Raw genomic sequence first — 12,242 nt, forward strand, 5'->3', positions numbered from 1 at the left:
AACCATGACAAGCATCGGCATCAATTTCAATTCACGGCAACTGAACCTGGACGAAGGAACCACCCTTCGCGAATTCATCAGCACGCAAATCGGCAAGGAACTGGACGCCAACTCGGTGGCCGCTGACGGCAGCAAGCTCGGAGTTGCCGCCGCCGTCAATGGCGCTGTCGTTCCACGCAGCGCCTGGAATAGCTACCTGCTGGCCGAAGGGCACAGCATTGAACTCGTTACCGCGGCCCAGGGAGGCTAGGCATGGAAACGCGCAACATCACCGAGCTGGACATCCACAGCGACCCATTCCAGATCGCCGGACGCTCCTTGTCCTCGCGCCTGATCCTCGGCACCGGGGGAGCGAGTTCGCTGACCACCCTGGAAAGCGCCCTGCAGGCCTCCGGAACGGAGCTGACCACCGTGGCCATCCGCCACTTTTCGGCGGCCGGCGCAGGCAACGTGTATGAACTGCTGCAGCGCAACAACGTGATTGCGCTGCCCAACACCGCTGGATGCTTCACCGCCCGCGATGCGATCCTCACCGCGCACCTGGCCCGTGAAGCTCTGGAAACCAATTGGATCAAGCTCGAAGTCATTGCCGATGAGCACACGCTGCTGCCGGACCCGCTGGAACTGCATGCGGCCACCGAGCAACTAGTGGCCGACGAGTTCCAGGTTTTCGCCTACACCAATGATGATCCGGCACTTGCCCAGCGCCTGCAGGACGCCGGGGTTGCGGCAATCATGCCGGCCGGAGCACCGATCGGCTCGGGCCTGGGGATCCTGAATCCGCACAATATTTCCACCATCGTCTCGCGCGCGCAGGTACCGGTGATCCTTGACGCCGGGGTGGGCACCGCCTCGGATGCGGCCCTGGCCATGGAGCTCGGTTGCGACGCGGTGCTGCTGGCCAGCGCGGTGACCCGGGCGCACAACGCGCCGCTCATGGCCAGGGCCATGAAGGATGCTGTGCGTGCCGGGCGCGCCGCGCGGCTCGCTGGCCGGATCCCGCGCCGCGATACCGCACTGGCCTCATCGCCGGCCGAAGGCATGATGCAAACCCTGGTCGGTGACTTCTCGTGAGCCGGGAAGCCCTGGTCGCACCCGGCGCGGAGCTGGAACCGGAAGAGCTGGCGCGCTACTCCCGGCACTTGTCCCTGCCCGGGGTGGGAGAAGAAGGGCAACGCCGCATCGCCAACGCCAAGGTGCTGGTTATCGGAGCCGGGGGCCTGGGCAGTCCCATTGCCAGCTACCTGGTCGCTGCGGGAATCGGCACCCTCGGGGTCATCGACGATGACACCGTCGAGCTGTCCAATCTGCAACGACAAACCATGCACCGGCAACAGGATGCAGGGCGCTTGAAAGTGGATTCGGTGCGGCGGATGGCCCACGAGCAGAACCGGAACGTCCAGATCATCACCGTGGATGAAAAGCTGGATGAATCCAACGCCGTGGCACTTTTCAGTGAATATGACTTGGTCATCGACGGCAGCGACAACTTTGCCACGCGGTACCTGTCCAATGATGCCGCGGAAATCACCGGCACCCCGCTGGTGTGGGGAACCCTCTTCCAGTTCTCCGGGCAGGTGTCCGTCTTCGATCCGCGCACCGGCCCGATGCTGCGTGATCTTTTTCCGGAAATCCCCGACGCGGACTCCGTGCCCAGCTGCGCCGAAGGAGGAGTCTTCGGCGCACTGTGCGGCGTTATCGGTTCGGTGATGTGCGCCGAAGCCCTGAAGCTCATTACCGGAATCGGGACCACCCTGAGCGGCAAGCTCTGGCTCTATGATGCGCTGGAAGCCACTGTGCGGACCCTCGAATTCGCCAGGGATCCGCAACGTGAGCCGGTGACCGGGCTGGGGGAGTACCAGCCGGTTTCCTGCGCTGCCGAAGGGCATGTCCCGGAGCTCACGGTTCAGCAGCTAGCGGAGCTGGAAACGGAAGAACCGGTATTGCTGGTGGATGTGCGCGAATCCTGGGAACGCGACATCATAGCGATCCCGCACAGCCAGCACCTTCCGCTCGCGCAGCTCAAAGAACGGGGACTGGGAAAGCTCGCGCACAGCGCTTCGGCGGTCGTATTCGTGTGCAAAACCGGTGCCCGTTCGCAGCAGGCAGCGCGGATCACCATGTCCGGTCGGGATGCAGGCATTGCCGTCTACAGCCTCAGCGGCGGAACCGTGGAATGGGCCAGGCAAGTGCAGGGCCAGCAGGTGGCCTACTAGGGCTCAGGCGCATCTTTGGCGCGCAATTCACCGGTGGGAAGTGGAGGCGCTCTGGCATACTGGCGCTATGACGTTGGGAAAGACGCTGGAGATCCGTGAATTGGAAAGCCAGGACGAACAGCAGGCAATCGACGCCCACCACTTGATGCTTCGCGAAGACTTCGAGTTCTTGCCGACTTGGTCTGCAGCCGAGGACTGGGAGGACTATATCTACCGGATGAAGGCAGGGCGCCGAGGCGAGCACATTCCAGAAGGCTGGGTTCGCTCGGCGCTGTTCGCCGCCTTTGACGAGGGGGACCTGGTGGGCCGGGTTTCCGTCAGATATGAAATCAACGAGAGCCTTTTTCAGGTCGGCGGACATATCGGCTATGGTGTAGTTCCCGAGTATCGTCGCCGTGGTGTGGCACAGGAACTGTGCAAATTCGGGTTGCAGGAACTTCGCGAATCAGGAATTGAACATGCGCTGGTTACCTGTGATTCCGATAACATCGGTTCAAAATCCACCATAGAAAAATGCGGCGGCTTGCTTGACGCTGAACTCCCGGAAATTGAAGTCAACTTTGGGCCTAGCAAGCTGCGTTTTTGGATGCCAACGCGGTTAATCCGCTGAATTCTTTGCGACAGATACATGAAATTCCTGTATGTTCTGACACAGATCAACAGACTATGAGTCTCGAGCGCGTAAACTGGATTGTTGGGTCGACTTTGGCCCCGACTCCACAGACCCAAATTTTCGAGCGGAAGTGAGCCTTCACGCATGTCAGCAAACACCATTACTCGCGATGAACTTCGCAATGTAGCCATCGTTGCGCACGTTGACCACGGCAAGACCACCCTCGTCAACGCCATGCTCCAGCAGACTGGCGCATTCGACAGCCATGGTGAAACCGAAGATCGCGTGATGGACTCAGGTGAGCTGGAACGCGAGAAGGGCATCACCATTCTTGCTAAGAACACCACCGTGTTCTACAACGGCCCAGCAGCCGAGGGCAAGAAGATGACCATCAACGTCATTGACACCCCAGGCCACGCCGACTTCGGTGGCGAGGTGGAACGCGGCCTGTCCATGGTTGACGGCGTGGTTCTGCTCGTTGACGCATCCGAGGGCCCGCTCCCGCAGACCCGCTTCGTGCTGCGCAAGGCATTGAGCGCCAACCTGCCAGTGATCATCGTGGTCAACAAGACCGACCGTCCCGACTCCCGCATCGATGGCGTCATCTCCGACTCCATGGACCTGCTGCTGGGCTTGGCTTCGGACTTGGCTGACGAAGCTCCGGATCTGGATCTGGACGCAATCTTGAACGTTCCTGTCGTCTTCGCCTCGGGCAAGGCCGGCTACGCTTCGATGAACCAGCCTGGCGATGGCACCCTGCCGGACAACGAAGATCTTGAGCCACTGTTCGAGACCATCATCAAGCACGTTCCTGCACCGACCTACACCGAAGGTGAAGTCCTGCAGGCCCACGTCACCAACCTTGACGCTTCGCCATTCCTTGGCCGCCTGGCGCTGCTGCGCATGATCAACGGCACCTTGCGCAAGGGCCAGCAGGTTAACTGGGCCCGCCAGGATGGCACCATGAAGCAGGTCAAGATCACCGAACTGCTGGCCACCCAGGGCTTGACCCGCGTTCCAGCTGACGAAGCTGGTCCAGGCGAGATCGTTGCAGTTGCCGGTATCGAAGACATCATGATCGGCGAGACCCTCACCGACCTTGAGAACCCTAAGCCACTGCCACTGATCACCGTTGATCCACCTGCGATCTCGATGACCATCGGTATCAACACCTCGCCACTGGCTGGCAAGGTCAAGGGCGCCAAGGTCACCGCACGACAGGTCAAGGATCGCCTGGACAAGGAACTGATCGGCAACGTTTCGCTGAACATCCTGCCTACCGAGCGTCCAGATGCTTGGGAAGTCCAGGGCCGTGGCGAATTGGCACTGGCCATCCTCGTTGAGCAGATGCGCCGTGAAGGCTTCGAGCTGACCGTTGGCAAGCCACAGGTTGTTACCAAGATGGTTGACGGCAAGGTTCACGAGCCAATGGAACGCATGACCATCGACGTGCCTGAAGAGTACCTGGGTGCTATCACCCAGCTGATGGCATCGCGCAAGGGCCGCATGACCGACATGGCTAACCACGGCACCGGCTGGGTTCGCATGGAATTCATAGTTCCAGCACGTGGCCTGATCGGCTTCCGTACCCGCTTCATGACCGAAACCCGCGGCGCCGGCATTGCTGCTTCGCTGGCTGAAGGCTACGAGCCATGGGCAGGCCCAATCGAATACCGCATCAACGGTTCGATCGTTGCCGACCGTTCAGGCGTTGTGACTCCATTCGCGATGATCAACCTGCAGGAGCGCATGAACTTCTTCGTGAAGCCAACCGAAGAGGTTTACGAGGGCATGATCGTCGGCGAGAACTCCCGCGCCGACGACATGGACGTGAACATCACCAAGGAAAAGAAGCTCACCAACATGCGTGCTGCTTCCTCGGACTCGTTCGAGAACCTGACCCCACCACGTAACTTGACCTTGGAAGAGTCGCTCGAATTCGCTCGCGAAGACGAGTGCGTTGAGGTTACCCCGGAAGCCATCCGCATCCGCAAGGTTCTGCTGAACGCCAACGACCGTGCCAAGGCTACCCGTGCACGCGCTCGCTCCTAATAAGCGCAAATCCCTCGGCAGCAACTTCTCCGCGCTCTGGCGCGGTGTTGTTGCCGCCGTGGCAGCAGGATTATTCGGGACCGCAATCCACGCCTCCATCAGCTATGTCGGAAACGACATCCCGCTGGTTTGGGGTGTGGGTCTGGCCTGGCTCCTGCTCGGAGTTCTGGTGTACTGGGCTGCGGTTTCTTCATCGAAGCTGTGGGCCGGTGCGCTGGGGTTCATCGGTTGCTATGTGACCGTTGGCCTGATTTCCTATGTGGGCGATGACCAGCTGATCTTGGGCATGGAGTACTACAAGTACCTGCCCGGGCCAACGCTGGCCTCGGCCTTGTGGATGTATGGAATGGTTATTCCATCCGTGATTGCCCTGCTGTGCTCCTTGCGAGTGCTGCGCAAGCAACAACGCCAGAACTGAAAACAGAAGGAGCTCTTCCCAACGGGAAGAGCTCCTTCTGTGTTTAATTAGGCGAAAAGCAGGCTACTGGTCTTTGCGCGCATTGCCGGTGATATCCAGGTGGTGGGCCAAGAACAACGAGGTGGCAACGCCATCTGGATCCGGATCTCGCATCGCGTAGTCCTCAATCACAGCGCGCAGCCGGCTCATGAGATCCTTCTGGCTTTCCTCATTGAGCTTCAGGCCCAAACGAATTACCTGTATCTCCTGGGGATCAAGTCCCTCGATTTCCTGCAGGAAGGTGTCCACCAGCATGGGGGCCGCGTCGGGAATGCGCGTGCCCCAGGACTGCTTGGTGCTGCGGTAGGGCACTTCTTTGGCGCCACGGTTGCCTCGGCGTGATTCTTCTGCCGCGAGGTAACCGTTGCTGACCAGGGTTCGCACGTGATGCAAGGAGGTGGCGGGATTCAAATCGAGAATGTCCGCAATTTCCTTGTTCGTTCGTGACTCATGCAGGCACAAGCGCAAGATGCGAAGCCTCAGCGGGGAGCTGAGGGCTCGTGCTCGCGATTGGACAAGTTTATCGGAGGGCATGGAAACAGCATACGCGAAAAGCGCTGAGTGATTGGCAGTTTCAAATCACATGTCGTCCCAAGCGGTATGGGTGTGCCCGCGGCAGCAACACCTGGAAGCAGGAAAATTGCACGGCTTGCAGGCTGCTACTCGGTGCGAGGGGCACGGGGCCTGCGGCGCGCCGGAGCCGGCGGTACCCGCTTGGCGTGAGTGATCGCCGCGCGGGGGATGCATACCAGTTCAGCCCGGGTTTGGATGCTCACCGATTCCTCCGTCACTTCCTGCAGCTCGCCCAGTGCATCGGAAAAATGCTCACCGGCCCGGCCGTCGGCCAAGCGGTAGCGGACAACAAGCCGTTCACCGGGCGTCACATCACTGAAATTAAGCATTTGGAAGCGTCATCTTTTCGTAAGAAGAATTCATCTGGACCCCGGGAAGCTGAAATGTGAATGGTCGATTACGTCACAGCGAGCCAATGGGCGGTCCGATGCATGGGTATCAGGACTAGACTGTAGTTTGAGCTGGTAAAGGATTCAAAGAGCATCTGAGGAAACCACTAGCTCCTGTTGAAACCACCCAGTGCAAGGAAAGGTCTCGGCCCTCGTGACTTACATCATCGCTCAGCCGTGCGTCGACGTTAAAGACAAGGCGTGCGTCGAAGAGTGCCCGGTAGATTGTATCTATGAAGGTGAGCGCTCGCTCTACATTCACCCGGATGAATGCGTTGACTGCGGCGCCTGCGAACCTGTCTGCCCCGTTGAAGCCATCTACTACGAAGATGACGTGCCGGATGAATGGGCCGACTATTACAAGGCAAACGTCGACTTTTTCGACGAACTTGGATCCCCGGGCGGCGCCGCTAAAATTGGTAACACCGGCACTGACCACCCACTGATCAGCGCCTTGCCACCACAGAACCAAGGCTAGGTTTTCACTTTTATGCTTGAGCTCCCCGATTACCCCTGGAACCAGCTCGCCCCATACCGCGAGCAAGCATCCACGCATCCGGGGGGAGTCGTGGACCTGTCGATCGGCACGCCGATCGATGGCACGCCGCAACTGATCCAGCAGGCGCTGGCCGAGGCGGCGAACTCGCACGGATACCCGACCACGCACGGCACCATTGAAGTTCGCGAGGCCATCGTCGACTGGTTCGCCCGTCGCCGCAATGTCACCGGTTTGAGCACCGATGATGTCATGCCAACGGTCGGTTCCAAGGAAATGGTGGCATGGCTGCCGCTGTTCCTGGGCCTGGGTGCCGGCGACATCGTGGTCCGTCCAGAGATCGCCTACCCCACCTATGACATCGGCGCCCAGCTGGTTGGCGCGACCCCCATCGCCACCGACGACCTTTCGGATTTGACTGCTGAGCAGCGTGAACGCGTGAAGCTCATCTGGGTCAACTCGCCAGGCAACCCGACCGGCAAGGTCCGTGCTACTGCCGAGCTGGCAAGCATCGTGGCCCAGGCGCGTGAGATGGGTGCCGTCGTGGCCTCCGATGAGTGCTACGCCGAACTGGGATGGGATGAATACGAGGGCCAGGTGCCAAGCATCCTGGACCCGGCGGTCAACGGAGGAAACCTCGATGACCTGTTCGCCCTGTACTCGCTGTCCAAGCAGTCGAACCTCGCCGGATACCGCGCCGCTTTCGTTGCCGGCGCCCCGAACCTGATGCCAACTCTGGTCAACAGTCGAAAGCATGCGGGCATGATCGTGCCCGGTCCAATCCAGCACGCCATGGTGGTGGCATTGAATGACGACGAGCATGTTGCGGCGCAGCGCGAGCTGTACCGGGCACGCCGGGCCATGCTGCGGCCAGCGCTGGAGAACTTCGGCTTGGCCATCGATGATTCGGTGGCAGGACTGTACCTGTGGTGCACCGCTGGGCGGCCAAGCTTCGAAACCATCGGGGCGCTGGCGGAACTGGGCATCGTTGCCGGTCCTGGCGTCTTCTACGGCACCGCGGGGGAACGCCATGTACGCGTGGCCTTGACCGCCTCCGATGAGCGGATCGCGGCTGCCGTTGAACGGTTGAATTCTTCCGCCAACCGGTGAAGATGACACCCTAATTAGCTTGAATGGGTCAAATCGCGGTATGTTCTACGGTGACGACTGACCTTTCGGAACTACACGCTTTCCGGTTAGGAGATGCAATGACAGATACCACATCTGCACAGCTACACTTTGGAGAATCCAACCTCGAGCTGCCAGTAATTCAGGCAGCAGAGGGCAATGACGGATTTGGCGTAGCCCCACTTTTGAAGACTACCGGGAACGTGACCTACGATCCCGGCTTCATGAACACCGCGGCTACCAAGTCCGCGATTACCTACATCGACGGCGACGCGGGCATCCTGCGCTACCGCGGTTACCCAATCGAGCAGCTGGCCGAGAAGTCCAGCTTCATCGAGGTAACCTACCTGCTGATCTACGGCGAACTGCCGACTGCTGATCAGCTGGCCGAGTTCGACAATTCGCTGCGCCGCCATACCCTGCTGCACGAAGAGCTCAAGGGCTTCTTCGGCGGCTTCCCGCGCGACGCGCACCCGATGCCGGTCTTGTCCTCGGCTGTTTCGGCCCTGTCGACCTGGTACCAGGATTCGCTGGATCCGAAGGATGACGCACAGGTTGAGCGTTCGACCCTGCGCCTGCTGGCAAAGCTGCCGGTATTGGCTGCGTACGCGCACAAGAAGTCCATCGGCCAGGCATTGCTGTACCCGGACAACTCGATGAACATGGTCGAGAACTTCCTGCGCCTGTGCTTCGGCACCGCTGCCGAGCCTTACCTTGCGGATCCGGATGTGGTCAAGGCCCTCGACTTGCTGCTGATCCTGCACGCTGACCACGAGCAGAACTGCTCCACCTCCACCGTGCGCCTGGTCGGTTCCTCCGAAGCCAACATGTTCGCTTCGGTTTCTGCAGGTATCCATGCACTGTCCGGCCCAGCCCACGGCGGCGCCAACGAAGCCGTGCTGAAGATGCTGCGCGAGATCCAGTCCTCCGGCATCTCCCCAGAAGACTTCATGCAGAAGGTCAAGAACAAGGAAGACGGCGTACGCCTGATGGGCTTCGGCCACCGTGTGTACAAGAACTACGATCCACGCGCCAAGATCATCAAGAAGACCGCTCACGACCTGCTGGCAAAGCAGGGCAAGAACGAGCTGCTTGAGATCGCGATGAAGCTGGAAGAGACTGCGCTGAATGATGAGTACTTCATCTCGCGCAAGCTCTACCCGAACGTGGACTTCTACACCGGCTTGATCTACACCGCAATGGGCTTCCCGGAGAAGATGTTCACCGTGCTGTTCGCCATCGGCCGTCTGCCAGGCTGGATCGCACAGTGGCGCGAAATGATCAAGGACCCAGAGCTGAAGATCGGCCGCCCACGCCAGCTGTACATGGGTGAAACCGCTCGCGACTATCCCGGCTACCAGGCCTAGGGCGAGTTTCCGGATCCCGGCGGCAGGACCTGTCTTCCCACGCAAGTGGGGCGACAGGTCCTTCCCTGTTTTAAGCGGTACTTCGGGAGTATCCTATGAGGCAGAGGGAACGACAAGTGTGCCGAAGAGTCAGGTGGTATGCATGTACCAACGTCGTGGAAATAATTGGTCGCTAGCCATAAATACCAATCAGAATATGCTGATGGCGTTGTACCTGCGCGAACTGTCAGGCGTCCACCCCGCGGAGGCCGGACCCAATAGCCGGCTGGCTTCCAATATCAAGAACCGCAACAAGATCGACGACTCGCATGGACAGCTCAAGCAGGAATGGAGCTCCTGGTGGGATTCGCTGACCGCAATAGCGCCGGCCAAGGAGCCGGCGGCCAGCGATGCACTGATTGAACGGCTTCAAGACGACGGCTACCCGGCCCTGGCCCGGCTGGCCCGCGCGCACTACGGCCAGGCCACGGTTTTTGCCCAGCAGCATGCCCAGGACTTTGCAGAAAACAGTGGCAAGTACGTGCCGCACCGCATGGATGAGCTGGAAGGAATCCTCATCGACCACGGGGTGGAGCACGGCATGCAATCCACCCGCCAGGAAATCCAGCTCATTGACGTGCCCCTGGACGAGCCCAGGGCATGGCTGACCGGCACGGCTACCATCGTTGCCAGTACGTCGCTGCTACGCGACTCCAAGGCCTTCCACGGCTTCATCCAGCCGATGGTGACCATCATCTTCCCCGGCGGATAGCCGAGCAATAAAAAACTGGCAGATCACTTCCGTGATCTGCCAGTTGGATTGCAGGGCAAGAACTAGTTGGCGTGCAGTGCGCTGTTCAGCTCTACGGTCTGGCCGGCGCGCGGCAACGCCTCAACGGCGCCGGTGATCGAATTGCGACGGAAGAGCAGGTTCGGCACGCCGGAAAGCTCCAGCGCCTTGACCTGCTTCTCGCCCAGAACCACTCGGGTGCCGGCAGTCACGTACAGGCCAGCTTCCACTACCGAGTCGTCACCGATGGAAATGCCTACACCGGCGTTGGCGCCCAGCAGTACGCGTTCGCCAATGACAATGCGCTCCTTGCCGCCACCGGAGAGGGTGCCCATGATCGAGGCGCCGCCACCGACATCCGAACCATCGCCGACAACGACCGAAGCGGACACGCGGCCTTCCACCATCGAAGTGCCCAAGGTGCCGGCGTTGAAATTGACGAATCCTTCATGCATGACGGTGGTGCCTTCGGCCAGGTGTGCGCCGAGGCGCACGCGGCCAGCGTCGGCAATGCGCACGCCGGCTGGGACCACGTAGTCGACCATGCGCGGGAACTTGTCCACGCCGTACACGGTGACCGCTCCACGGGCGCGCAGCTTCAAGCGCGTCACCTCGAAGCCCTCTACCTGGCAAGGCCCGAAGTTGGTCCACACGACATTGGCGAGGTGGCCGAAGATGCCGTCGAGGTTGATGCTGTTCGGCTGGACCAGACGGTGCGAGAGCAGGTGCAGGCGCAGCCACACATCGGCGGTGTCAGCTGGTGCTACATCAAGATTAATGGTCAGTGAAACGACCTTCTGGGTGGTGCCGCGGGCTGCATCGTCCTGCGCGGCGGCAGCGAGTTCACCGGAGAGCCCTTCAGCCTTGGCGAGTTCGCCCAAGACTGGAGCCGGGTACCAAACATCAAGGATCGTTCCATCGGATGCGACCGTTGCCAGGCCATGGGCTGAGGCTAAACGGACAGATGATTCGCTGGATGTCACAGATTCTGAAGTCATACACTGATCGTATCTTTGTTGCCCGGAGTAACGTTGATAAATGACAAAAAAGTGAAGCTAGAGACTCAGGACGTAGCCAGCCGTGAACGAATTGGACCTGCAGCAAGACGTTGCCCTGCTTACCGAGCAGATCATGAACATTGAATCCGTTTCCGGCAACGAGCAAGAGCTGGCCGACAAGGTGCACCAGGCGCTGCGGAAGCAGGCGCACCTTGATGTGCACCGGGACCAGGACGCCATCGTAGCGCGCACCAACTTCGGCCGCGAACGCCGCGTCGTGCTGGCCGGGCACCTCGATACCGTGCCTTTGCCGCGCACCGAGGGCGCCAAGGGCACCGTGCCCGCAGAAGTCATCGACGGGGTGCTCTATGGCCGTGGTGCCACGGACATGAAAGGCGGGGTCGCCGTGCAGCTTGCGCTGGCTGCAGAACTGACCGAGGCCAAATACGATATCACCTACGTCTTCTACGACCACGAGGAAGTAGAAGCAGCCAAATCCGGTCTGGGCCGCCTGGCCAAGAACAGCCCGGAACTCTTGGAGGCCGACTTCGCGATCCTGCTGGAACCGACCGACGGCACCGTCGAAGGCGGCTGCAACGGAACCAGCCGCTTCGTCATCCGCACCCGCGGCAAGGCAGCCCACTCGGGACGTGCATGGATGGGGCATAACGCGATCCACGATGCGGGGGAGATCCTGCAGCGCTTGGCTGCCTACCAGCCCCGGACCATCACCGTTGAGGGCTTGGACTACCGTGAAGGCATGAACGCGGTCCGTGTTGCCGGCGGCATTGCCGGCAACGTGATTCCCGATTACTGCGAGGTGGAAGTGAACTACCGCTTCGCTCCGGACAAGACACTGGCCCAAGCTGAAGCCGTGGTCCTTGAGCTTTTCGACGGCTTCGACATTGAACGCACCGATGGCGCTGATGGCGCCAAACCCGGTTTGGACCAGGAGATCGCCGCAGACCTGATCAAGGTACTGGGCCAGGAACCGAAGCCGAAGTACGGATGGACCGATGTTTCCCGCTTCTCCGCCCTGGGCATCTCTGCCGTGAACTTCGGCCCGGGCGATGCGCTGCTGGCGCACAGCGATGATGAGCATGTGCCGCAGCAGGCCATCCGCGATTGCCTGCAGACCCTGCGTACTTGGTTGGGCTAGCGAGGCTGGGATGATCAGCCTTTGA

The 12,242-nt window shown here is 60.5% G+C and carries 14 protein-coding genes; 11 read left to right on the forward strand and 3 right to left on the reverse strand.

Annotated features, from left to right (window positions below):
• Positions 1-4: 4 nt before the first annotated feature.
• The 6 genes from thiS to ACIOTL_RS06265 all read left to right on the forward strand — a co-directional run bounded on the left by thiS (position 5) and on the right by ACIOTL_RS06265 (position 5,299).
• Positions 5-250 (forward strand): sulfur carrier protein ThiS, encoded by a 246-nt coding sequence (gene thiS, locus ACIOTL_RS06240; RefSeq protein WP_105657546.1) that lies wholly within the window; start codon positions 5-7, stop codon positions 248-250.
• Between the two features lie 2 nt (positions 251-252).
• Positions 253-1,074, forward strand: a complete 822-nt coding sequence (locus ACIOTL_RS06245) for a thiazole synthase (protein ID WP_332498441.1) — start codon at positions 253-255, stop codon at positions 1,072-1,074.
• On the forward strand, positions 1,071-2,216 hold the full coding sequence (gene moeB / locus ACIOTL_RS06250) for a molybdopterin-synthase adenylyltransferase MoeB (protein ID WP_400342151.1): 1,146 nt from the start codon (positions 1,071-1,073) through the stop codon (positions 2,214-2,216). The genes ACIOTL_RS06245 and moeB overlap by 4 nt, the downstream gene beginning before the upstream one ends.
• Before the next feature lie 67 nt (positions 2,217-2,283).
• Positions 2,284-2,826 carry a GNAT family N-acetyltransferase gene (locus ACIOTL_RS06255; protein ID WP_181148843.1) on the forward strand — a complete coding sequence of 181 codons (543 nt, stop codon included), beginning with the start codon at positions 2,284-2,286 and terminating at the stop codon, positions 2,824-2,826.
• A gap of 147 nt (positions 2,827-2,973) precedes the next feature.
• A complete protein-coding gene (gene typA, locus ACIOTL_RS06260; RefSeq protein WP_400342153.1) occupies positions 2,974-4,881 on the forward strand; it encodes a translational GTPase TypA in 1,908 nt (635 codons plus the stop codon).
• Positions 4,862-5,299 carry a hypothetical protein gene (locus tag ACIOTL_RS06265; RefSeq protein ID WP_105657541.1) on the forward strand — a complete coding sequence of 146 codons (438 nt, stop codon included), beginning with the start codon at positions 4,862-4,864 and terminating at the stop codon, positions 5,297-5,299. Before typA ends, ACIOTL_RS06265 begins: the two co-directional genes overlap by 20 nt.
• 63 nt (positions 5,300-5,362) lie before the next feature.
• Here ACIOTL_RS06265 and ACIOTL_RS06270 read toward each other — a convergent pair whose 3' ends face one another.
• Positions 5,363-5,872, reverse strand: a complete 510-nt coding sequence (locus ACIOTL_RS06270; RefSeq protein WP_105657540.1) for a helix-turn-helix domain-containing protein — start codon at positions 5,870-5,872, stop codon at positions 5,363-5,365.
• A gap of 125 nt (positions 5,873-5,997) precedes the next feature.
• Positions 5,998-6,240 carry a hypothetical protein gene (locus ACIOTL_RS06275; protein WP_133833693.1) on the reverse strand — a complete coding sequence of 81 codons (243 nt, stop codon included), beginning with the start codon at positions 6,238-6,240 and terminating at the stop codon, positions 5,998-6,000.
• A 214-nt stretch (positions 6,241-6,454) separates the two neighbouring features.
• On the opposite strand from ACIOTL_RS06275, the gene fdxA reads away from it, so the two are divergent.
• The 4 genes from fdxA (at position 6,455) to ACIOTL_RS06295 (ending at position 10,042) form a co-directional block, all read left to right on the forward strand.
• The gene (gene fdxA, locus ACIOTL_RS06280; protein WP_013349521.1) at positions 6,455-6,778 is read left to right on the forward strand and encodes a ferredoxin; all 324 of its coding nucleotides are present in this window, start codon (positions 6,455-6,457) and stop codon (positions 6,776-6,778) included.
• Between the two features lie 12 nt (positions 6,779-6,790).
• Entirely contained in the window at positions 6,791-7,906 is a 1,116-nt protein-coding gene (gene dapC, locus ACIOTL_RS06285; RefSeq protein ID WP_105661519.1) for a succinyldiaminopimelate transaminase, read from the forward strand.
• Between the two features lie 98 nt (positions 7,907-8,004).
• Entirely contained in the window at positions 8,005-9,291 is a 1,287-nt protein-coding gene (locus ACIOTL_RS06290; protein WP_105657537.1) for a citrate synthase, read from the forward strand.
• A gap of 202 nt (positions 9,292-9,493) precedes the next feature.
• Positions 9,494-10,042, forward strand: coding sequence for a hypothetical protein (locus ACIOTL_RS06295; RefSeq protein ID WP_400342155.1), 549 nt, complete (start codon positions 9,494-9,496; stop codon positions 10,040-10,042).
• 62 nt (positions 10,043-10,104) lie between these two features.
• On the opposite strand, the gene dapD is transcribed toward ACIOTL_RS06295, so the two are convergent.
• Positions 10,105-11,058, reverse strand: coding sequence for a 2,3,4,5-tetrahydropyridine-2,6-dicarboxylate N-succinyltransferase (gene dapD, locus ACIOTL_RS06300; RefSeq protein ID WP_105657535.1), 954 nt, complete (start codon positions 11,056-11,058; stop codon positions 10,105-10,107).
• Between the two features lie 82 nt (positions 11,059-11,140).
• On the opposite strand from dapD, the gene dapE reads away from it, so the two are divergent.
• Positions 11,141-12,217 carry a succinyl-diaminopimelate desuccinylase gene (gene dapE, locus ACIOTL_RS06305; RefSeq protein ID WP_105661518.1) on the forward strand — a complete coding sequence of 359 codons (1,077 nt, stop codon included), beginning with the start codon at positions 11,141-11,143 and terminating at the stop codon, positions 12,215-12,217.
• Positions 12,218-12,242 lie beyond the last annotated feature (25 nt).

The organism is Glutamicibacter sp. NPDC087673 (assembly GCF_044743255.1).
Taxonomy (GTDB): Bacteria; Actinomycetota; Actinomycetes; order Actinomycetales; family Micrococcaceae; genus Glutamicibacter.